The 21,223-nt window shown below is 42.8% G+C and carries 19 protein-coding genes; 7 read left to right on the forward strand and 12 right to left on the reverse strand.

The genetic code is table 11. From position 1 onward, the window contains the following. Positions 1 to 12 precede the first annotated feature (12 nt). Together B5Y40_RS29860 and B5Y40_RS00565 are read right to left on the reverse strand one after the other, a co-directional pair. The gene (locus B5Y40_RS29860; protein WP_079684769.1) at positions 13 to 489 is read right to left on the reverse strand and encodes a methylated-DNA--[protein]-cysteine S-methyltransferase; all 477 of its coding nucleotides are present in this window, start codon (positions 487 to 489) and stop codon (positions 13 to 15) included. Positions 490 to 580: 91 nt separating this feature from the next. After that, positions 581 to 1,111 (reverse strand): 3-hydroxyanthranilate 3,4-dioxygenase, encoded by a 531-nt coding sequence (locus B5Y40_RS00565; protein WP_079684770.1) that lies wholly within the window; start codon positions 1,109 to 1,111, stop codon positions 581 to 583. 88 nt (positions 1,112 to 1,199) lie between these two features. Here B5Y40_RS00565 and B5Y40_RS00570 point away from each other — a divergent pair, with 88 nt between their 5' ends. Together B5Y40_RS00570 and B5Y40_RS00575 are read left to right on the forward strand one after the other, a co-directional pair. Beyond that, positions 1,200 to 1,985 carry an SDR family oxidoreductase gene (locus B5Y40_RS00570; protein ID WP_079684771.1) on the forward strand — a complete coding sequence of 262 codons (786 nt, stop codon included), beginning with the start codon at positions 1,200 to 1,202 and terminating at the stop codon, positions 1,983 to 1,985. A gap of 3 nt (positions 1,986 to 1,988) precedes the next feature. Then, the gene (locus B5Y40_RS00575; RefSeq protein WP_079684772.1) at positions 1,989 to 3,431 is read left to right on the forward strand and encodes an aldehyde dehydrogenase; all 1,443 of its coding nucleotides are present in this window, start codon (positions 1,989 to 1,991) and stop codon (positions 3,429 to 3,431) included. 13 nt (positions 3,432 to 3,444) lie between these two features. Here B5Y40_RS00575 and B5Y40_RS00580 read toward each other — a convergent pair whose 3' ends face one another. After that, a complete protein-coding gene (locus B5Y40_RS00580) occupies positions 3,445 to 4,176 on the reverse strand; it encodes a hypothetical protein (RefSeq protein WP_079684773.1) in 732 nt (243 codons plus the stop codon). A gap of 113 nt (positions 4,177 to 4,289) precedes the next feature. Between B5Y40_RS00580 and pnuC the strand changes: the two genes are divergently transcribed. Beyond that, on the forward strand, positions 4,290 to 4,958 hold the full coding sequence (pnuC, locus tag B5Y40_RS00585) for a nicotinamide riboside transporter PnuC (RefSeq protein ID WP_079684774.1): 669 nt from the start codon (positions 4,290 to 4,292) through the stop codon (positions 4,956 to 4,958). Beyond that, positions 4,955 to 5,920: an AAA family ATPase gene (locus tag B5Y40_RS00590; protein ID WP_079687032.1), complete on the forward strand. Its 966-nt coding sequence runs from the start codon at positions 4,955 to 4,957 to the stop codon at positions 5,918 to 5,920. The genes pnuC and B5Y40_RS00590 overlap by 4 nt, the downstream gene beginning before the upstream one ends. Here the strand turns inward: B5Y40_RS00590 and B5Y40_RS00595 are convergent. The 3 genes from B5Y40_RS00595 to B5Y40_RS00605 all read right to left on the reverse strand — a co-directional run bounded on the left by B5Y40_RS00595 (position 5,905) and on the right by B5Y40_RS00605 (position 8,053). Further along, positions 5,905 to 7,179, reverse strand: coding sequence for an RNA polymerase sigma factor (locus tag B5Y40_RS00595; RefSeq protein WP_079684775.1), 1,275 nt, complete (start codon positions 7,177 to 7,179; stop codon positions 5,905 to 5,907). The two genes, B5Y40_RS00590 and B5Y40_RS00595, sit on opposite strands and share 16 nt — an antisense overlap. Before the next feature lie 8 nt (positions 7,180 to 7,187). Further along, the gene (locus B5Y40_RS00600; protein ID WP_079684776.1) at positions 7,188 to 7,619 is read right to left on the reverse strand and encodes a nuclear transport factor 2 family protein; all 432 of its coding nucleotides are present in this window, start codon (positions 7,617 to 7,619) and stop codon (positions 7,188 to 7,190) included. A gap of 92 nt (positions 7,620 to 7,711) precedes the next feature. Further along, on the reverse strand, positions 7,712 to 8,053 hold the full coding sequence (locus B5Y40_RS00605; RefSeq protein ID WP_079684777.1) for a YciI family protein: 342 nt from the start codon (positions 8,051 to 8,053) through the stop codon (positions 7,712 to 7,714). Positions 8,054 to 8,219: 166 nt separating this feature from the next. On the opposite strand from B5Y40_RS00605, the gene B5Y40_RS00610 reads away from it, so the two are divergent. Both B5Y40_RS00610 and B5Y40_RS00615 read left to right on the forward strand, forming a co-directional pair. Further along, positions 8,220 to 8,492, forward strand: coding sequence for an acylphosphatase (locus B5Y40_RS00610; protein WP_079684778.1), 273 nt, complete (start codon positions 8,220 to 8,222; stop codon positions 8,490 to 8,492). A gap of 51 nt (positions 8,493 to 8,543) precedes the next feature. Further along, positions 8,544 to 9,680, forward strand: coding sequence for a helix-turn-helix domain-containing protein (locus tag B5Y40_RS00615; RefSeq protein ID WP_079684779.1), 1,137 nt, complete (start codon positions 8,544 to 8,546; stop codon positions 9,678 to 9,680). 6 nt (positions 9,681 to 9,686) lie between these two features. Here B5Y40_RS00615 and B5Y40_RS00620 read toward each other — a convergent pair whose 3' ends face one another. From B5Y40_RS00620 to B5Y40_RS00635, 4 genes are all read right to left on the reverse strand, one after another. After that, positions 9,687 to 10,919 (reverse strand): Bcr/CflA family multidrug efflux MFS transporter, encoded by a 1,233-nt coding sequence (locus B5Y40_RS00620; RefSeq protein ID WP_079684780.1) that lies wholly within the window; start codon positions 10,917 to 10,919, stop codon positions 9,687 to 9,689. A gap of 160 nt (positions 10,920 to 11,079) precedes the next feature. Further along, the gene (locus B5Y40_RS00625) at positions 11,080 to 12,543 is read right to left on the reverse strand and encodes an aminopeptidase P family protein (RefSeq protein ID WP_079684781.1); all 1,464 of its coding nucleotides are present in this window, start codon (positions 12,541 to 12,543) and stop codon (positions 11,080 to 11,082) included. A 101-nt stretch (positions 12,544 to 12,644) separates the two neighbouring features. Further along, on the reverse strand, positions 12,645 to 12,851 hold the full coding sequence (locus B5Y40_RS00630; RefSeq protein WP_079684782.1) for a hypothetical protein: 207 nt from the start codon (positions 12,849 to 12,851) through the stop codon (positions 12,645 to 12,647). 66 nt (positions 12,852 to 12,917) lie between these two features. Continuing rightward, complete coding sequence (locus tag B5Y40_RS00635) at positions 12,918 to 13,292, reverse strand: co-chaperone GroES (protein ID WP_079684783.1); 375 nt, start codon at positions 13,290 to 13,292, stop codon at positions 12,918 to 12,920. A gap of 95 nt (positions 13,293 to 13,387) precedes the next feature. Here B5Y40_RS00635 and B5Y40_RS00640 point away from each other — a divergent pair, with 95 nt between their 5' ends. Next, on the forward strand, positions 13,388 to 16,657 hold the full coding sequence (locus B5Y40_RS00640; protein WP_079684784.1) for a S41 family peptidase: 3,270 nt from the start codon (positions 13,388 to 13,390) through the stop codon (positions 16,655 to 16,657). A 340-nt stretch (positions 16,658 to 16,997) separates the two neighbouring features. On the opposite strand, the gene B5Y40_RS00645 is transcribed toward B5Y40_RS00640, so the two are convergent. Next, complete coding sequence (locus B5Y40_RS00645) at positions 16,998 to 17,489, reverse strand: thermonuclease family protein (RefSeq protein WP_079684785.1); 492 nt, start codon at positions 17,487 to 17,489, stop codon at positions 16,998 to 17,000. A gap of 218 nt (positions 17,490 to 17,707) precedes the next feature. Continuing rightward, positions 17,708 to 21,184, reverse strand: a complete 3,477-nt coding sequence (locus tag B5Y40_RS00650) for a tetratricopeptide repeat protein (RefSeq protein ID WP_079684786.1) — start codon at positions 21,182 to 21,184, stop codon at positions 17,708 to 17,710. Positions 21,185 to 21,223 lie beyond the last annotated feature (39 nt).

Below are 21,223 nucleotides of genomic sequence, written 5' to 3' on the forward strand. Positions count from 1 at the left end.
GCATCGCTGGAACTAAAATAATGAGAGTTGTCTTAAAATCGCGCCTTCATGGTATAGCAGCCATTCTTTATTTTCGAGTCCGCCTCCATATCCTACCAGGTCACCACTTTTACCAATAACACGATGGCAGGGAGCAATAATAGCAATAGGATTTTGTCCATTTGCTAAGCCAACAGCACGTATAGATTTGATGTCTCCTACGCGAAGCGCGATCTCTTCATACGAAACCGTTTTCCCATAGGGAATAGTCATCAACGCGTTCCATACTTTTACCTGAAAAGCTGATCCGCGGAAATCAAGTTCAACGGTGAAGAATTTTCGACCCTTAAAAAAATACTCATCCAGCTCGTTGATGCACTGATCGATTACGGCTGTCCGGACTTCTTCCTCTCGAGAGTTTTTTAAAAAATTCATTGTGATAATCTTGTCGTTCTCCGACTCAATTATAAAATCGCCAACAGGCGAACTATAGTATCCAATTCCTTTCATGTCGTGTATATATACTCACAATGCATGGTGCAACATTGGGACGTGTAGTGTTATAGTAAATTGTTGTTCCAGAATAGCAGTTATACTTTGCCTATACAAATCGTGGGTCTGCCTCCATCACTGTTCCGCATTTCTTGCAGGTCCGTAGTTCCTTTGAGCCATAGAATTCGCGGAAGCGTGGAATGAAATCCTTTTCAATATTATCCAAATGAAAACGATATTCATGCAGCTTGGTATTGCAATGGTCGCAATACCAAATCAATCCATCCTCTATATCTTTCTCCGGACGTTTACACTCAATTACAAGCCCTATAGAATTGGCAGGACGCTCCGGACGATGTGGAACTCTTGAAGGAAGCAAAAACATTTCTCCGGCCTTTATCGGAATGTCTACCGGCTTGCCATCCTCTTGTACACGCACATTGATATCGCCTTCCAGTTGATAGAATAATTCTTCTGTCTCATTAAAGTGATAGTCCTTTCGCGCATTCGGTCCACCGACAATCATAACGATATAGTCACCGGCATCAGCATAGAGATTTTTATTTCCAACCGGAGGTTTCAACAGGTCACGATTTTCTTTGATCCATTGATTCAGATTAAACGGTCTGCGAATAGTCATATAAATAAATGTATAATGTTGTATGCGGTATGTCAACCAATCTATTCCTTTCTTAAATTTAAGAACAATTCAGTTACATACTTTAATAATGAATCTTGATTTAAAAGGTAAACGTGCAGTGGTATGCGGCAGCACGCAAGGTATAGGCAAGGCGTCTGCTATAGAGCTTGCGTTATTGGGAGCAAATGTGACCTTAATTGCCCGGAATGAGGAAAAGCTAAAAGCCGTTTTGCAAATGCTATCAACGCAAGGTGATCAACAGCACACGTATATAGTTGCCGATTTTGATTCACTGGAAACGCTCGAAAGCAAAGTGAAAAAGTATGCAGCTGAACACGCCGTACACATCCTTGTAAATAACACGGGTGGGCCACCGGCCGGGCAGGCTATTGATGCGCAGATACAGGATTTTGTAAAAGCGTTTTCAAATCATCTTCTCTGCAATCAGATTTTAGCAAAGGCATTTGTAGATGGAATGAAGCGCGAAAAATATGGACGAATCATTAATGTTATTTCTACATCGGTGAAGATTCCTATTCGAGGGTTAGGTGTTTCCAATACTATTCGAGGAGCCGTTGCAAATTGGTCAAAGACGTTGTCATTAGAGCTGGCATCGTTTGGTATTACCGTCAATAATGTATTACCAGGTTCTACTATGACAGGGCGACTCGAGTCTCTCATTGCTTCAAAGGCAGAGAAGGGCGGAAAGACTTTTGATGAAGCGAAGCAAGATATGATCAATGAAATTCCGGCAGCACGTATAGGGGAAGCACATGAAGTGGCAGCTGCCATTGCGTTCCTCGCGACTCCGGCAGCAGGCTATATAAATGGTATCAATGTCCCGGTAGATGGAGGCCGCACGGGGAGTTTATAACGCATGGAGAAGATCTATAATTATATCAATGGCGAACTGGTCGAGCCGATATCCGGAAAGTTCCTCAGCAACTATAGTCCTGCCGAGGGAAAGATATATAGTGTAATTCCGGATTCAGATCAGCACGATGTGGAGAAGGCTGTTGTCGCAGCGAAAGCTGCATTTATCCAGTGGTCGACTATGGCTGTTGAAAAGCGGTCTGCTATATTAACGCGGATTGCCGATTTGATTGATCGTGACCTTGATAAGCTTGCTTTGGCGGAAAGTATAGATAATGGCAAGCCTGTAAAACTTGCAAAAGTTGTTGATATACCACGCGCTTCTGCCAATATGCGTTTCTTTGCCAGTGGTGCTATTCACTTCGCCAGCGAAGCGCATGTTACAGGTACAGATGCTATTAACTATACGGTGAGAAATCCGATTGGCATTGCTGGGTGTATATCTCCATGGAACCTGCCGCTATATTTATTTACCTGGAAAATTGCACCTGCACTCGCGTCTGGCTGTACCGTTGTTGCAAAGCCTTCCGAGCTCACACCGATGACTGCCTTTTTATTTTCTAGGCTCTGTATAGAGGCAGGGTTGCCGAAAGGTGTCTTAAATATAGTACATGGTCTGGGGCCTAAAGCCGGTCAGGCTATTATCGAGCATCCTGAAATTCCCGCTATATCTTTTACAGGAGGCACAGTAACCGGAAAGAAAATTGCTGCTACGACTGCGCCCATGTTTAAGAAGCTTTCGCTCGAACTTGGCGGTAAAAATCCCAATATAATATTTGCTGACTGTGATTTTGAACAGGCCGTAACTACATCTATACAATCCTCTTTTTCAAACCAAGGTGAGATCTGTTTATGCGGATCCCGGATTTTTGTAGAGCAAAGTATATATAAGAAGTTTGTAGATGAATTTGTGAAACGCACAAAGGCATTGATAACAGGCGATCCGCTGTCCGATGTTACCAATACAGGTGCATTGGTATCTGAGGCACACATGAACAAAGTTTTGGCCTATATAGATCTTGCGCGACAAGAAGGAGGAACGATAGAAACTGGTGGCAATCGTGTTACTATATCGGGTCGATGTGCGCAGGGATATTTTGTTGAGCCCACCGTGATCACCGGATTGAATTGTGCGTGTCGTACCAACCAGGAGGAGATCTTCGGGCCGGTTGTTTCCATTACACCCTTCGCGAAAGAAGAAGAAGTGATTGGATATGCCAACAGCACACCGTATGGGCTATCCGCCACAATCTGGACGGAAAACCTGAAGCGTGCTCATCGTGTAGCCGCTGAAGTAAAGAGCGGAATCGTGTGGGTGAATTGCTGGCTCGTCCGCGATCTGCGCACACCTTTCGGAGGCATGAAACAATCGGGTGTTGGTCGCGAAGGTGGTTGGGAAGCGTTACGATTTTTTACCGAGGCGAAAAATGTTTGTATTAAATTGTAATATAGTATAGATGCTATTCCTTCCGGAGGCTATCATAGTAGGCAACGATCTTCATAAAATCCTCTTTCTTTTTAAACTTCAGGTTGTTCTCTTTCGCATACCGTTGAAGGTCATCATATACCGGCCCTGTTACATACTCGGCAAGCAAATCTTCATCGAACATCTTGGTCTTTGTTTTCGTGTCCTTTTGTGTAATAAGATTTTTTGTGCCGTCCTCTATATTCATTATACGAAAGTATGGTTTTATAGTGCCATCCTTATGCATCAGGAAAATTGTTTCGGTTTGAGATATTTCCAGTGTGGACGTCCTTGTGTAGGCCGGCATTCCATTAAGACTACCACCGGGCGAAGTTTGTGTTTTCTGTTTCGTCTCCAAGGGTTCATACCTGGATAGGATAGCAAAAGTTTTATACTCCCGTATCACTTCGAAGTACAGCGGCCTTTTTACACCGGTTTGAGAATCTTCATACGGTATCGTGTAGAATACGCGTTGTCGCTGAATGCTTTCATCGAAGAACTCAAATCCCAGAACACTTCGCTGACTGAATGCTTTCGTGTTCTCACCATCGAGATAAGAGAGAACACTGTTTCGGTCATTATATTTAACGAGACCTTTCAATTCCGTACCATCGGAAAGCAGGATACTGCCATCATACCATTCTTGGTTATTGGTTAGAAGTTTGGCCTCTTGCGAAAAACAAAGCAAGCTGACGCACGTCAGGATAAGCGTGAAGAAGGTGTTCATGAATATAGACTGAGGTATAGCGGTTAGGGATTATTAATTTTGATAGTTCGATGCGCTTTTATAGTATTACTTGCGCGAATCGATACTCAAAATAAGAGTAAATTTTAAAAAAGATGCAGGATTTTTTCAGGATTGATAATATTTTATTTGAAGTTCTCGGCTACAAAATGAGCCACCTGGAATTTTATGGCTTTGTTTCCGGAGCTATAGCGGTATGGCTATCCGCGAAAGCCAATATATGGAGCTGGCCTATCGGGATTGTAAACGTGGTTTTGTCTTTTTTTCTATACTATCAGATCCAGTTATATCCCGATATGTTTCTGCAAATCTTTTTCTTTGTAACCAATGCACTTGGCTGGTGGCGCTGGACGCACCCCAGGCCGGGAGAAGAAGATCGTAATAAAGAACTTCGCGTCAGCTTCATGGGTATATATACTTTTATAGGTATATGTTTATCTGGGTTGGCAGGTACAGCTGTGCTTGGGGCATTGGCAAGTCAACTACATCATTGGTTTCCAGCTTTCTTTCCGATTCCCAGTGCATTTCCTTATGCGGATTCCTTTATTACGGTGATGAGTATCATTACAACATTTTTTATGATCAAGAAAAAAGTAGAGTGCTGGATCATCTGGATTATTGTAGATATTGTTGCCACCTATTTATACTATGTAAAAGGGATCATGTTGTATAGTGTGCTATATTTTATGTTTACGGTGATTGCCGCGTTTGGTCTGTGGCACTGGTGGAAGGAATATCGCGCCTATCAGCCACAATGTATATGAAGCGTGGACTCGTAATTGGTAAATTTCTTCCGATCCATGCGGGGCACATTGCATTGATAAAATTTGCGGCTCAGCAATGTGATGAGCTTATCGTTTCCATGAGCTATACTCCTCACGATGTGATTGATCCTTCACTTCGTTTTTCCTGGATTATAGAATTATTCACGAAGTATACATCCATCAAACCGGCAATGGTGTTGGATAATTTTGACGATGAATCATTGCCTTTACCCGAGCGCACAAAAGTGTGGGCTGATTTCATCAAGCGCACGTATCCACCCATTGATATACTCTTTAGTTCAGAAGAATATGGTGATCCGTTTGCGCATCATTTGGGGGCTTTGCATCAATCGTTCGACCCTGAACGAAAAAGCTTGCCGGTTTCTGCATCGCGCATCAGGCAGAATCCATTTCAGTATTGGGATTTTATTCCTTCCGTTGTACGTCCTTATTTCGTGAAGAAGATTTGTTTCTACGGGCCGGAGAGTACAGGTAAATCTACGATGGCAAAAAAGATGGCGACTATATATCAAACTGAATTTGTTCCGGAAGTTGCGCGTGAATTAATTGCTTCGAATGTTTTTTCGTTGGAGGACATCGTGAAGATAGGACATGCACACGTCGAGCGGATCGAAGAGAAAGCCAAGTCTGCCAATCGGATTTTATTTTGCGATACCGATGCTATCACTACACAGATTTATTCGCAGCATTATCTGCATGCTGTACCGGAAGTGCTATATACATTGGAGAAGGCTGTGCACTACGACTTGTATTTTTTGTTTGATATAGATGTAGCCTGGGTTGCAGATGATTTGCGTGATCTCGGGCATCAGCGCGAAGCGATGCTTGCGGTTTTCAGAGAAGCACTTGAAAAACGAAATATACCCTATGTCTTTGTGTCGGGTACTTATGAAGTGCGCGAAGCAATGATCAGAACGGTGGTTGATCAATTATTACGTTGATCTTCTGATAGGGCTAGCATTTTCTTTTTCAGTAAAGCTTGTTCAGCTTTTGAAGACGTAAGTTCCCAGGCGCGTTCATATGCTTGAATCGCGAATTCATTTTTATGGAGCGTTGCGTAAAAATCGGCCCGGGCAGCATGGTATAGATAGTGATCGTTAAGTCCATCGATTTTTGTTAACGCTTCTAACCCTGCTTCGCTGGACTGCGCATATCCCAAAGCAATTGCTTTGTTCATTTCTATGATGGGGCTCTGTTTCAGGCTAGCAAGTATAGTATAGAGTTGAAATATTCTATTCCAATCGGTTTCATCGAATGTATTTGACTCCGCATGGCACGATGCAATCATCGCTTCAATATGATATTCCGAAAATTCATCTCCTTCTGCAGAAGCTTCTAAAAAAAATCTGCCACGTTCTATTAATGCCTTATTCCAAAGTTTTCGGTCTTGATCTTTTAATAACACGATGGCTCCCGCTGCCGTGATGCGTGCTTCTGCACGCGAGGCCTGAAAGCACATCAATGCAAGCAGTGCTTTGACAGAAGGTATAGCGGTGATGGGATTTTTTGTGAGCAGCAGACAAAGCCGTATAGCTTCTTCACAAAGATCATGACGGATGAGTTCATCCGGATGCGATGAATTATACCCTTCATTGAATAGCAAATATAGTGTATGCAATACCGCGTCAAGTCGTGAGGGAAGTATAGCAGGAGGTGGGACTTCCAGATTAATTTTCTCGTCCCTGAGCTTTTCGCGTGCACGGTAAATGCGCTTTCCTATCGTTTCTTCATTGGTAAAAAATGCATTAGCAATTTCTGCTGTGCTGAGTCCGCAGAGTGTTTTGAGCGTGAGCGCCAGTTGTGATTCATAGGGGACAGCAGGATGGCAACAGGCGAAGATCATTCGTAATTGACTGTCCTCAATTTCATTCTCCAGAAATAACTGGTTCACGGCAGGAGACAGTGTCCACTCAGATTGAAGTGCTTTTCCAATGACGGCTTCGTGATGCTCATGAAGCCGTTGTTGTCGGATAACATCAATAGCCTTACGCTTGGCAACAGTATATAGCCAGGCAGATGGGTTATCAGGAATACCTTTAAACCCCCAAACCGACATCGCCTTGAGTAACGTCTCCTGAACTATATCTTGTGCTATATCAAATGAACCGAAGCCCAGCAATCGTGTCAATACAGCGGTCATCTTTCCCGCCTCATGCCGGAAGAGGTGACTGACTAACTGATTGACGTTTTGTTGGGGCATCCATAAAATTATGGATTTTCCTGATCGTAATACGTAGCATCTCTGATGATCTTTCCATCTTTTAAAGTAAATACAGCAACGATCGGAAGTTTAAATGAAATGCTGTCGTTTAACGTGCCGGTGGAAATGAACTCTGCGGTAACTATATCTCCGGAAGGATAAAGTGCTATAACTTCATCGTGAATGTCGGGGAAAAGCTTTTGCATTTCAGCATACTTATCGGTTGTCTGTTTCCTAGTTTTAATCACATAATCTTTCCCAAATGACGGATCGAGAAACGATGCACGCTCTATATAGTATTCGGACATGGTTTGCCATTGATGCTTGTTAAAGGCATCGAACATGTTTTGAATCGTGGCTATATTTTGTTGTTGTTTATCATTGGATGATGTGCAAGCGGTGATTGCAAAGAACAGGATAAATGTATAGGTAGGCTTCATACTAATTAGTTGAAAGTGATATATAGTGAACAGAGGAGTCAGTTTTGTAGCTGACTCCTCTCAAAAGAACTCCTGGTGCTGCCAGAATTCTCTTACATATCAAATTTCATGACTTCGCGTACCTCTACACTTCCATTCAAATCAAAATCAGGGAAATCTTTCGCAAGCTGTGTGGCTTCATCCAGATCTTTTGCCTGGATTACAAAAAAGCCAGCGGCTAATTCTTTTCCTTCTGCGAACGGACCATCCGTAACGGTTTTCTTTGATCCTGAAAGTGTTTTACCTCCGGGTATCAAAGCTTCGCCGGCTACATAACGATTGTCTTTCGTAAGTTTCTCTACCCAGGCAAACCACTTTTGCATTTGGGCTTGCTGCTCTTCAGGAGATAAGTGGCTTAGATCGCCACCACGAAATAAAAACATGTACTTTTCCATGATTGTAAAATGGTTTTGGTTGAACAAAATTTACATAATGACGGGGCAACTTTATGGTTCTGGACAAAGAATCTTAAATTTATTTTAAAAAGATTCTGCGGCTTCTCAGTTCGTTTAGTATGGCAGAGAATTTTAACCAGAGTCTGTTGAATTTATTTTTGATATCATGCAAAAGCATATTTCTTTAAAAGTTACGGGTCGTGTGCAAGGTGTACATTACAGGGTTTCTGCACGTGCGGAAGCCGAACGATTGGGCATAAAAGGTTTTGTGCGCAATGAACCCGATGGTTCTGTCTATATAGAAGCAGAGGCTGATGAGGTTTTGCTTGCAAACCTCATCACGTGGTGTAAGGAGGGACCTCCCTCGGCAAGCGTGGATGATGTTGAAATTAACGATGGTACCTGGAAGGGTTTTACAGAATTCGTTGTGAAACGATAATGATTGCCATGCTGCCTGAAAGTATATTTGCGCATTGAATACCTATTGAGAATGCCGTACCAGATCGATCTCTTCGCAGTCTTTATTCTTCTCGGCATTGTACAGGCTGTGTTTTTGTCTTTTGTTTTTTTATCGAAAGAAAACCGGCAGAATCATGCTAATTTTTTTCAGGGGCTCATGCTGCTTTCGATGGCGGCTTGCATCCTGGAAATTTTTCTGATGTATACCGGATATATAGCAGATTGCCTTTTCCTGGTAGATTTTTCGGAGCCTTTTGCATTCGCGATAGGACCGTCTTTTTACTTGATGATAAAAAGCCTGATCAACGGCTCTGTTTCGCGGAAGGAAAAATGGTTGCACTACATTTTCCCGATAGTCTATTTTTTTCTATTGATTCCCTTCCTGATCCAGTCCGAAGACTATAAATATAATTCGTGGGTATATGCATACCACCCGGGGCTACCTTTCCGGCGGGTCTCAATAGACTATGACCCGCGATGGCTTTGGATCACCGATCATCATACCATCATGTCGTTATTTAGTCTGTTGATATACTTTGTATTAGGCGTATGGGAAGTAATTCGGGCTTTCAGGAGCAGACGTGAATCGTTGTTGACACCGGTTCATCCTGTGCTCAGAAAGTTGCGGGCTGGGGTATTGCAAATGACGATAGCAACGCTGATAATTTATATAGTCAAGTATTTTAACATCGATGATACAGGCGATCATTTGTTTGCAGCCTATATTTCATTCATGATATACCTGACCAGCTTTCGGGTAGTCAGGGGCTCTGGTTTCTTTCGGCAGACAACCCTGGTGGAGCCGCAGAAGTATAAAAGCTCAAGTCTTACAAGTGATACGCAAAAAGAGTTGTTGATAAAGCTGGATGCCATTATGACGCGGGATAAACCTTTTCTGCAGCCTGGTTTCTCGTTGCCGGATCTCGCCAAATTACTGAACACAACGGTACATATAGTATCGCAGGCCATTAATGAAGGACTCGGAAAAAGTTTCTTCGAGATGGTGGCTGCCTATAGAATAGAAGAAGCAAAACGTTTGTTAAAAGAGCAACCGAATATAAAGGTTGAAGAGATCGCTGAACAAGTTGGGTATAATTCGAAGTCATCCTTTAACACGGCATTCAAAAAAATCTCTGGGAAAACACCATCGGAATGGCGCTCAGCCTAACCGTTGTTACATCATTACAGAAGGCTTCTCTTCCACTTCATGCTTGCGTGCACGATAGCGAACTGTTCCTTTACCAATGCCCAGTATAAATAACCCCACCAGGGTACATAATGCCATCATAGCCACCATGGGTACAGGCGTATTGTTGTGAAGTGCGCTTACGGCAGCTGAGGTTAATCCACCAACACCCATGCGTATACTTCCCTGTATAGCGGCAGCACTTCCTGTCAATTTTGTGAAGGGCGCCAATGCAAGGGCTGTCCCGTTAGGGCCTGTTAATCCCTGGCCGATCAGGAACAAGAACATCATGCCTACCAATTCGTATTTATCATACCAGCCATACGCAGTGCCTACTACCAATACTATACCCACCAGGTTCTGCACAACGAGGGTAACTTTAATGATCTGTTGACTTGTATATCTTTTTAAGAGTATATGATTCAATTGTGTTGAGCCTATTATAGCAGACGCGACAATGGTAAAGATCCATCCGTACTCTTGTTCACTGGTATGGTATAAATTGATAAACACGTCCGATGATCCAGCAATGAAAGCGAACGGTGCTGCTGTAGCTATACCTCCTGCGAAAGCATAGATAAGAAATTGTTGTTGTTTGAGAACGGTAAGAAAATTGGTAAGCACGGCCTGCGGACGCAGCGACAAAGAAGCATCTGCTGTTCTTCCTTCCGGTAAGAAGAAATATATACATCCCATGATGATTGCCATGACGGAAGCGAGGATCAGAAACACGACATGCCATCCGAACCCGGCAGTAACATAACCACCGATGGTAGGTGCGATCAAAGGTGATACCGCGATCACCAATGTGAGTGATGAAAATGCCTGTGCTGTTTTATTTATAGGGAACAAGTCACGTACCAGTGCCTGCGATGCTACCATGCCGGCACATCCGCCAATAGCTTGCAGAAAGCGCATAGCGATCAGCGCGTCAATCGAGTTGGTCATAGCACATCCCAACGATGCAATAATATATACCACCAACCCTGCATAGAGCGGCATGCGTCTCCCAAAGCGATCGAGCAACGGGCCGTAGAGTAACTGTCCAAGAGCAATACCAATCAGGTAGCTTGTCAATGATAATTGTACCTGGTCGATTGTGGTGTTGAGATCTTTGGCTATAGCTGGAAATCCGGGCAGGTACATATCAATCGAAAAAGGACTGATTGTTGAAAGTGCTCCGAGGATCAGGATAACAACGAAGTGTTGCTTGCGGGTCATAATTATAAATCGGTGCAAGATACGATGCCACCTATAGAGCAAAAGACTTTTCAGAGATAAATGGTTCAGGAGAAATTATTTCAACCGGTTTCTGAAAGGTTAATAAAAAAAGCAGCCTGTAGTTTCGTCTACAGGCTGCTTTGCATGAGTATATTATTCCCTAATTCTTGGTTTTCAATTCCGGTAAAACAAAGTCATCGAGCGCACTGGGTTGCTTCATCAATGCTTCAATGTCCTCCACCTTGCGAGGTGCAGCAGTTGATAAATGTTCGTAACCATCTTTCGTAATCAGGTAGTCATCTTCAATACGAACGGCAATGCCCCACCAGCGTTTATCGCACGCAGCATTATCCGGAATATAGATACCTGGTTCAATAGTGATCACCATGCTCTCCTGTAACTTATCATACGGACCACGGTCATGTACATCAAGACCGATGTGATGGCAGCATCCATGTGGATAATACTTGTGGTCGTCATTTTCGTTTTTAATGATACCGAGTTCTTTCAATCCTTTGTTAATGACCACGCGTGTAGCCATTGTCAGATCGCCAAAAGTTGCACCAGGCTTACAAACTTTCATGCCTTCCTCTTGAGCTTTCAACACCAACTCATAGATCTGTTTTTGTTCAGGAGAAAATTTTCCGGAGATCGGAATGGTACGCGTAATGTCTGCAGTATAGCCGTGGAACTCTGCGCCAAGATCCATCAGGATTAATTCTTTACTCGTGATGTTTGGTTTATAGTTATCGATATAGTGAAGTATGCATCCGTTATGTCCTGCACCTACGATAGAAGGATATCCTAAATCTTCTGCCTGGTATTTCTTGAACACAAACTCATGTATACCCTGTATCTCACGTTCAGACATTCCCGGCTTCATTGCTTTCATAACTTCACGTTGTCCCATACACGAAATGCTGACAGCCTTGCGAATCATGTCGAGTTCTTCCTTCGTTTTGAAGCCACGAAGATCACCCATGATCGCCTCCAGGTCTTTTGTGTTGAGATTGTTTTTCTCTGGCTCGCGTGCAAGCGTTAGTCCTTTCTCTTTGGAAGGATAATTTACTTTTACCTTGAACTGCTCGATCATACTATATAGATCAGAGGAGTCACTTGGATCATCACGTACGTCATTTTGAAAATCGAAGAACAAGATCTCATCGAACTTTGAAAAATCAACATTATACTTTTTGAATTCTTTATTGTTGAATGCCTGCTCTAAGCCAAGCTGCGTTTTAACACCAGCATCACCTAGTCTGCGGCCAGTCCACATTTCAGCCTGTACGTTTCGGGGTTGCACAAATATGATTTCATCGTATTGCGTTTTGTTGGCAGCAGTTTGTTTGTCCTTAAAGATGAACAATACGGCATCCGGTTCTTTATACCCGGTGAGGTAAAAGAAATCAGGGTCCTGATGGTATACATAGTCTACATCATTAGAACGGTTGCGCACAGCGTTAGCGAAGAAAACAGCAACCGAGTTGGTGGGTAATTTTTCGCGAAGCTTGGTCCTGCGATCTTTGTGAAATTCTTTCGTCAGAAAATCAGTTGGCATATCCGGATTTTGTGCGAATCCCGGTATGGCAATCAACAGAGCAATGATGAAAATTAAATTTTTCATGGGTAGGTATTATGAGTTACTAAATTTCGGGAAAACATCTTGTCTGTAATGGCAAGACTTTATATCCGGCAATGAACGATGGCGAGTGGTCTTCCCGTTCGTTATTCGATTTCTTCGAGTATAAAATCCTCTCCACGACCATACTCTACAAGCTCTTTCAGATTATAGCGTTCGAGTGTCAACAAGTCTTTTACTTTGAAGTCGCCATCTACCAGAATGTTCTCGATGACGAATTCATGTTGCTCGCCGAAATTTATAAGGCGGTATTTTTTACCAGCGCGGAGTACGTCAAATGAAAGGCCTGCCATTATATGATATTTAGATTAAAGAGAGTGTTGAAAAAAAATATGCCTGTGGGTCTTTCAAATATATTCTTATAAATCCTCTTCGCGTTCCAGCATCAGTATAGATGCCTGAGGGACAATGAAATATTTTTCTTCTTCGTAGATTACCTCGATGGCGCCCTTCTGAAGAAAGATAGCGAGGTCACCTTCCTGCGCTTGCAGGGGTAAATATTTTACAAGGTCTTCTTTCCCTTTCCATACATCATCTTCATCGGCCGGAAGAGGCAACGGATATCCGGGGCCAACCTTGATTACAAAGCCGCTCTGGATTTTCTCTTTCTCCTGTACTCCAGGCGGTAAATATAGTCCGCTGGCGGTCTTATCAGTTTGCTTGGTAGGTTTGATCAATACACGGTCGCCAACAACAATTAGTTTTTTCAGCTTGTTATCCGGTGTAATCTTCATGTTGTCTGTTACATTTATTCTTCGGCAGCAAATATCCTAAACATTAGGAATTCCGTAAATGCATTTATTTAAATTCCCATGCTAATTAAAACTTCATGAAAAAAATCTGCTCATTAACCTTGTTGTTTAGCTTGTTGGTGCATGTGCTGTCGGCACAGATTGATGCCGGCTTGCTACGTTACCCCGATGTTTCACAAACGCACATTGCGTTCACGTATGCCAATGATCTTTGGGTCGTGCCCAAAACCGGTGGTCTTGCTTATCGCCTCAGTTCTCCCGCAGGCGTAGAAATTTTTCCAAAATTTTCTCCCGATGGTAAAACAATTGCCTTCACGGGTAATTATGATGGCAACGATGATGTATATGTTATACCAAGTCTGGGAGGTATACCCAATCGCTTAACGTATCATGGTCTAGGTGATCGCATTGTTGACTGGTATCCCGATGGCAAACAAATACTTTTCGCTTCACCCCGTGAAAGCGGAAGGGAACGATTCAACCAGTTTTTTAAAACGACAGTAGCCGGTGGGTTGCCTGAGAAACTTCCGTTGCCCTATGCAGAGTTCGGATCGATTTCACCGGATGGAAAACAACTCGCTGTTACTTTCCGCACACAGGTATTCCGTACATGGAAACGATATAGGGGAGGTTGGAATGCCGAGATCCATTTGTTCAACCTGGAGACGATGGCATCACAAAATATTTCTGTTGATACCGATGCTGCCGATGAGCTACCAATGTGGCATGGCAACAGTATATTCTTTTTGTCAGATCGTGGTGCCGAGAAACGAATGAATCTTTGGGAGTATAATATAGCCTCCAAAGCATTTGTACAGCTCACCAACTTTAAAGATTATGATGTACATTTTCCATCCCTCGGACCAGAAGATATAGTGTTCGAAACCGGTGGCAAGCTATATCTTTTCAATTTAGCATCGCGTAAACACCAGGAAGTAAAGATAGAAGTAGTAACAGATGGTGCAAGTCTGAAACCTACTATAGAAACCGCGAAAAATATTGAACATGCTTCCGTTTCTCCGGATGGAAACAGAGTGCTGGTAGAAGCGCGTGGTGAAGTATTTACTATACCGGCTGAAAATGGTTTTGTTAAAAATGTAACACAGTCTTCCGGTGTGGCAGAGCGTTACCCTACCTGGTCGCCTGATGGTAAATCTATAGCCTACTGGAGTGATCGTTCGGGTGAATATGAATTGACTATACGTGATACGAAGAATGAAGGAAACGAGCGGAAGCTGACCACGTACGGTGCAGGGTTTCGCTATAATCTCTTTTGGTCGCCCGATAGCAAGAAGATTGCCTTTATCGATAAAGCTATGCGGATAAAGATCTATGATCTTGCTTCGAGCCAGACTATAGATGTAGATCGTGGATTACGACTTATGCATTTTGGGCTTGAGAATTTTTCTGCAAGCTGGTCACCGGATAGTCGTTGGCTGGCGTACGATCGTGATCTTGACAATGGACATCAGGCTGTTTTTCTATTCGATTATGCTGCCAAAAAACTCACGCAAGTGACGAGTGGTTACTATACTTGTCTTGATCCTGTATTCGATGCCGAAGGAAAGCATCTTTTTGTATTAACGAATCAGTTCTTCCAGCCATCGTATAGTGATATAGATAATACATTTATATACCCGAACTCAACTAAAATTGCAGCCATAGCTTTGAAGAAAAGCACTGCTTCTATATTGGCTCCCAAGAATGATGCTGTAGATGTGAAGGATGATAAGAAAGACGATTCAGCGAAGTCGTCCGATAAAAATAAAAAAGATGGTGATGATAAATCGGATGATAAGAAAGATGAGAAGGTAAAGCCGGTGGAGATCGATCTGGATGGATTAGAATCACGGCTGGTGATGTTGCCTATAGATCCGGGTAATTACGGAAGCCTTCAAACGGTGAAAGGCAAATTGCTATACCATCATTTGCCAAACACAGGTTCTGATGGGAAGACCAGACCTGTCAAGTTTTTTGATTTCGAAAAACGCGAATCAAAAACTATAGTTGACAACGCTGATGGTTATGAAGTTTCCGCAGATGGTAAAAAGATTCTTGTTCGAAAAGATGGAAGCTTCTATATCACGAAAGTGGAAGAGAACCAGAAAGCTGATAAAAGACTTCGCACAGATGAAATGCAATTGCTTGTAAATCCACGTGAAGAATGGAAACAGATTTTAACAGATGCATGGCGATTGGAGCGTGATTACTTCTATGATCCGGGTATGCATGGTGTAAATTGGACTGCTATAAAAGAGCAGTATCTGAAAATGCTGGCAGGTGCTTTGACGCGTGAAGAAGTAAACTTTGTGTTGGGTGAAATGATTGGAGAGTTAAATGCATCGCATACATACCGTGGTGGTGGCGATGAAGAGAATAGTCGCCAGTTAGCCGTGGGATATCTCGGTATAGATTGGCAGGCAGAAGGCCAGTTTTATAAGGTGAAAAAAATAATTCGTGGCGCAGCGTGGGATGCTGAAGTACGTTCACCACTTGATCAGCCGGGTATAGATATAAAAGAAGGTAATTATATACTTGCCATCAATGGCGTGGCGCTTACTACCGGACTGGAGCCGCATGCTGCTATGCAAGGACTGGCAGGAAGAACGGTTGAGATCACCTATAATACTTCTGCATCATGGACCGGATCAAAAACAGCTGTAGTGGAAGCGTTGCGTGATGAATCGCGTTTGCGCCACCTTGCGTGGATTGAACAAAATCGTAAGCGTGTTGAGGATGCTACGGGCGGAAAAGCAGGCTATATATATGTGCGTAGCACGGGTATAGATGGACAGAACGAATTGATCCGTCAGTTTAATGCGCAGCTTGATAAGAAATCACTGGTAATTGACGAGCGCTTTAACAGTGGTGGACAAATTCCAGATCGCTTTATTGAATTGTTGAATAGGCCCCCCGTTGTATTTTGGGCTATACGCGATGGTGCCACCTGGCCGTGGCCGCCTGCTGGTCACTTCGGACCGAAGGTGATGTTGATCAACGGTTGGAGTGGTAGTGGTGGTGATGCTTTTCCGGATTATTTCCGTAAGGCTGGATTAGGTCCGCTGATCGGTTCAAGAACGTGGGGTGGATTGATTGGTATCAGTGGTGTACCTTCATTGATTGATGGAGGTGGTGTAACGGTGCCAACGTTCCGTATGTATAATCTGGATGGAACATGGTTTAAGGAGGGGTACGGTGTAGATCCGGATATAGCGGTTGCTGAAGATCTCTCGCAAGGTGCTAAAGGAGTTGATACTCAACTTGAACGCGCCATAGTTGAAATACAAAATCAACTGAAAACGAAAGGGTTTACAGTGCCAAAGGCACCGGCATACGAAGTGAGATGATTTATAGATATAGCCTGTAGCAGTGTTGTTACAGGCTATATATGTACGTCTCGAACTGCGCTGAAGTTCTATTTGTATTGTGCTGGATGCGCGGGGTGGAGTGAGTGCCTCGATGAGTTTGTAGGTGCGCATTGTTAAAATGAGAAAGGCTTTCAATCGCCAGCGATTGAAAGCCTTTCTCATTTTGTTTTTCATCTCGCTTTGCGAGATGATGTGTTATTGGATGTATACTTGATAATGTTTTTGTTTGTTCTATATCACATGCGTAAAGCATTTGTACGTATTGTTGTGATCCTATAGATTTAGTTTGAGCTTGAGCTATAGTAATCTTATATAGATTCTAACTTGATTTTGCTTCCATCATGGTTTGTTCTCTACGGTAGGTCCACGGTGGTGTGGGGGTGGGTTCTTTCCAGAGGCCTTTTCTTTTTTCTTGCGCGCGGATGCGCAGGTTTTCTAATTCAGGATCGGGATTTCTTTCTGAAGTCCAGGCAAGTCCTTCTTTTAAAAGATCAATGCGCGGATCTGTTTCTCCTTTGATCAATACAATCGCCAAGCGATTTCCCCACATGTCTTTGCCTTTAAATTTTACGACAACTTTTTTATTGAGCATCATTTTTTCAAGATGGCGTTTTGCGTTTTCTCCAAATGCTTGCGTGAGCTCGGGGCAATCTATACCGGTAAGTATTACTTTATGTTTTTCATTATCATCGCCCAGAATTTCTACTGTATTGCCATCAATCACTGTAGTTACTTTCCCGGTAATGTCATCATTCGCCAGCACAGGTATAGCTGCGAAAAAAATCAGGAGTGACAGGTTAAGTTTTTTCATTTTCTCTGCTCTTAAAATGCTTGCCGAAAGTTGAAGAATCTTCTTCCGTGATAAAGAAGATTTACATTGGATTCGTACCGTGTGTAAGATTTTGAAGAGAGTAAAGCAAAAATTCTACCAGTGTGATAGAACTTCGTTTCTGCTTTAAAAACGAAGAGCTGCCTCGATGAAGCAGCTCTTTATTTTTACTTTGGGAGTATGAAATGATCAGATCGGGATCACTTGCAATACGTGTCAATTTGGAATCGGGCTTTTGCATCGCCAAACTCAACAGCCTTACGCCAATCGAAACATGCTTTTTCTTTTTCGTTCATTTGATAGTATAGATTGCCACGCTGTTTATAGTATGAGGAATTTTTAGGCTCGATACGAATGGCTTCATCCATGTCAGATATACCAGCACCGTAATCTTCAAGTTCCGATTTACAGGTAGCGCGGTTATAGAAAGCTATACCATCATTCGGATTGAGTTGAACTACTTTGTTATAGTCGAGGATTGCACCCTCGTAATCCTGTATAGATTCTTTTACATACGCGCGATTGAAAAGTGCATCTACATTTTTAGGATCAATCTCTATCGCTTTATTCAATTCTATAATCGCTGACTTTGTGTTCTCCAGCGCCAGGTATGCACGTCCTTTATTTACAAATAATGTAACCGAACTTTCTCCTGCCTTTTGTGCATTGTCAAAATCACTCAATGCTGCCTGATACTCGGTTGCTTCCAGTTGCATGAGGCCGCGTCTTAAGTATGCATCTTTGTCTTTTACTCCGGCTTCAATAAGTTTGTCGTAGTAGTCGCGGGCAGGAGTAAACCGTTTCGTGTTGTAGTATCCATCTCCTAATAGTTTATATAGTCCGGGTTCCGGCTTTTCAGTAAGCTTTTCAATCTCGCGGAAGTCTTTAACACCTTCGTCATATTTTTTAAGACTATAGTATGCTTGTCCACGATTTTCGTAAGCCTTGATATAGTCTGATTTACGATCGATGGCTTCAGTGAAATCAGCAATGGCAGCCTGGAGATTTTCCTGTTTCAAATACGCTTTGCCGCGGTTGTTATAGATCACGGCATCTTTCAGGCCAAGCGTTATAGCTTGTGTATAGTCTTTTATAGCATCCGGTAAATTATTGGTGCTGAACTTTGCGTCACCGCGGTGATAGTATGCGGTAGCAAGCTTGGGATCTTTTTCAATGGCCAGGTTAAAATCGGTGATGGCCGCGTCAAAACTTTTGCTGTCATAGCGACAATGTCCACGCATGTCATATACCAACGCGTTGTTTGTTCCGGAGGTAATCGCTTTCTCAAGGTCGGGAAGTGCACCTTTAAAATCACGCTGATAATATTTAGAAGCACCGCGCTTGTAAAAAAGATTTGCATCGGTAGATCCGCTGGCGATAGCCTTGTCGAAATCGGGAATAGCTTTTTCGTATTCTTTCAATTCGAATAATGAGTTACCGCGGGCTGCATATATACTCACATCTTTACTGCCACCCTCGATCGCTTTGGTGAGGTCGGCAGCAGCTCCCTGATAATCTTTGATACTATATTTCGAGTTGCCAAGCACTGCAAAATCTTCAGGCCCCGCTTCATTCCGTGCTACGATTATAGCAAGGTCGGTAATGACGCTTGCATATTCTTTGAGTTGATAACGTGCCGCTGCACGATTCTTCAATGCTTGCGTATAATCTTTCTTGATACCCAGTGCACGATCAAAATCAGATATTGATTCCCGTGCATTGCCTGCATTGAGTTTTGCCTTGCCTCGATTGTTATAGATAATTTCGTCATTGGCGCCTAGTGTTATAGCCTTGTTGTAAGCCGTAATCGCTCCACTGAAATCATTTTGCTTAAAGCGCGCATTTCCCAATTGATAGTATATCTCTTTGTTCTTGCTGTCGAGGGATGCAGCTTTTTCAAGATGAGGAAGTGCTTCTTTATCTTTTTGTGATGCGAGGTAGGAGAGTGCCAATGCTTCATATATACTCATGTCAGCCTTTCCTTTCTGGACGACTTTTTCAAGGTCGATGATGGCAGAAGTATATTCGCGTTGCTGATACGAAGATTTACCGCGCTTCATTGGTATATCATCTTCTTTCTCACCCGCCATCTCAGCAGCGGTGAGTGCTTCTATCGTTCCTTTATAGTCGCTTGCATCGTAGCGCAGGTACCCGGCATAAAGCGCAATCTTGCTGTCCTTAACACCGGCTTGCAGTGCTTTGTCGAGATACGGTTTTGCTGCATCTTTTTTACCGAGTATATAATTTCCAATGCCGAGCATCTTTAACATATCGGGAGTTTCTCCTTCCGTGGCCTTTGCTTTTTCGAGATCCGCGACAGCGCCTGCGTAATCTTTCAATCCGTATTTCGCAGTGCCGCGGTTTACCTGTGCCTTGGTATAGTTTGGATTCAGTTGAATAGCTTTATCGAAATCCGCGACAGCGCCCGCCAGATCATTTATATTCATTTTAGCTTTACCGCGATTATTATATACAATCGCATCGCTGGTGCCTAACTTAATAGCGTTATCATAATTGCGGATTGCTCCGGCAAAATCACTTTTCAGAAATTTTATATCTCCGAGATTTTTAAAAGCTTCAGCATCACTCGCTCCGAGGGTTACAGCCTTCTCCAAATCGATGGCGGCTTTATCAAAATCTTTTTGTGCAAATTCTGCATTGCCTTTGTATAGATATACTTCCTTGGTATTTGTGCCCGCAGCAATAGCACGACTTAATGACTCGATCGCTGAAGTATATTCTTTGTTCTTATACTGACACGTTCCCAGTTGTGTGAATACTTCTTTATCGGTAAGTCCCAGTGATACTGCTGCAGATAATGCTTTTATAGCCTCTGTACAATTACCAGTGATAGCCATACTCAAACCAAGCATCTTGAATACATCTTTATCCTTTACGCCCTTCTGCACAACTTTGTCAAGCGCTTCTGCGGCTCCTTTGTAATCCTGTAAAGTATATTTAGCCGTTCCGATTTTTTGATATAACTCAGAATCAGAACGTCCGCTCGCAATCAGCTTTTCAAAGTCGGCAATGCTTCCTTTCCAATCCTGTATCAGGTAACGTGCTTCCGCGCGATTCTCAATAGCTTTATCGTAACCTGCACGCAGTTCAAGTGCTTTATCAAAATCAGCAATCGAACCTTTATAGTCTTTTAAAACAAATTTTGCTTTACCGCGATTGTTATAGAGTATAGCATCGCCTTTTCCAGTAGCGATAGCTTTATCGTAGTTGGTGACGGCTTCTTTATAGTTATCCATTCTGAACTTGCCGTTGCCAAGATTGACGTACGTATCGAAACTGTTCGCACCCATCGTAACAGCTTTCTCCAGATCAGTAACAGCGCCCTGGTAATCGTTTAAATTATACCGCGCGTTTCCGCGATGTTCAAAAAGCTCTGCGGTATTGATACGGGCTTTAACGGCTTCATCAAAATCTGCTTTAGCTTTGTCGTACTCTTTGAGATTATAGTATGCAACGCCGCGTTTTGCATATACTTCTTTGTTTGCAAAGTTTGAATTGATGAGTTGTGTGAATTGCACAGACGCATCATTATAGTCACCCGCTTTGAGTTTTTTTAAAGCCGTTTCCCACTGCACCTGGAGCAGAGAATCAGTTTTTTGTGCAAAAGAAAACGTGGTGAAAAATAAAAAGGCAACAGCCAAACAGGGTACTCTCATGGATTCAATTATTGTCCTGAACAAATTTATTAAATCTGA

Source organism: Ohtaekwangia koreensis, assembly GCF_900167975.1.
Classification (GTDB): Bacteria; Bacteroidota; Bacteroidia; order Cytophagales; family Cyclobacteriaceae; genus Ohtaekwangia; species Ohtaekwangia koreensis.

Coding starts and splice junctions, on each gene's coding strand:
- B5Y40_RS00590 (WP_079687032.1), top strand. CDS start 4,955: ATGAAGCGTGGACTCGTAATTGGTAAATTTCTTCCGATCCATGCGGGG.
- B5Y40_RS00605 (WP_079684777.1), bottom strand. CDS start 8,053: ATGGAAAAGTACATGTTTTTATTTCGTGGTGGCGATCTAAGCCACTTA.
- B5Y40_RS00650 (WP_079684786.1), bottom strand. CDS start 21,184: ATGAGAGTACCCTGTTTGGCTGTTGCCTTTTTATTTTTCACCACGTTT.
- B5Y40_RS00635 (WP_079684783.1), bottom strand. CDS start 13,292: ATGAAGATTACACCGGATAACAAGCTGAAAAAACTAATTGTTGTTGGC.
- B5Y40_RS00625 (WP_079684781.1), bottom strand. CDS start 12,543: ATGAAAAATTTAATTTTCATCATTGCTCTGTTGATTGCCATACCGGGA.
- B5Y40_RS00595 (WP_079684775.1), bottom strand. CDS start 7,179: ATGCCCCAACAAAACGTCAATCAGTTAGTCAGTCACCTCTTCCGGCAT.
- B5Y40_RS00575 (WP_079684772.1), top strand. CDS start 1,989: ATGGAGAAGATCTATAATTATATCAATGGCGAACTGGTCGAGCCGATA.
- B5Y40_RS00640 (WP_079684784.1), top strand. CDS start 13,388: ATGAAAAAAATCTGCTCATTAACCTTGTTGTTTAGCTTGTTGGTGCAT.
- B5Y40_RS00580 (WP_079684773.1), bottom strand. CDS start 4,176: ATGAACACCTTCTTCACGCTTATCCTGACGTGCGTCAGCTTGCTTTGT.
- B5Y40_RS00615 (WP_079684779.1), top strand. CDS start 8,544: ATGCCGTACCAGATCGATCTCTTCGCAGTCTTTATTCTTCTCGGCATT.
- B5Y40_RS00645 (WP_079684785.1), bottom strand. CDS start 17,489: ATGAAAAAACTTAACCTGTCACTCCTGATTTTTTTCGCAGCTATACCT.
- B5Y40_RS00565 (WP_079684770.1), bottom strand. CDS start 1,111: ATGACTATTCGCAGACCGTTTAATCTGAATCAATGGATCAAAGAAAAT.
- B5Y40_RS00620 (WP_079684780.1), bottom strand. CDS start 10,919: ATGACCCGCAAGCAACACTTCGTTGTTATCCTGATCCTCGGAGCACTT.
- B5Y40_RS00570 (WP_079684771.1), top strand. CDS start 1,200: ATGAATCTTGATTTAAAAGGTAAACGTGCAGTGGTATGCGGCAGCACG.
- B5Y40_RS00600 (WP_079684776.1), bottom strand. CDS start 7,619: ATGAAGCCTACCTATACATTTATCCTGTTCTTTGCAATCACCGCTTGC.
- pnuC (WP_079684774.1), top strand. CDS start 4,290: ATGCAGGATTTTTTCAGGATTGATAATATTTTATTTGAAGTTCTCGGC.
- B5Y40_RS00630 (WP_079684782.1), bottom strand. CDS start 12,851: ATGGCAGGCCTTTCATTTGACGTACTCCGCGCTGGTAAAAAATACCGC.
- B5Y40_RS00610 (WP_079684778.1), top strand. CDS start 8,220: ATGCAAAAGCATATTTCTTTAAAAGTTACGGGTCGTGTGCAAGGTGTA.
- B5Y40_RS29860 (WP_079684769.1), bottom strand. CDS start 489: ATGAAAGGAATTGGATACTATAGTTCGCCTGTTGGCGATTTTATAATT.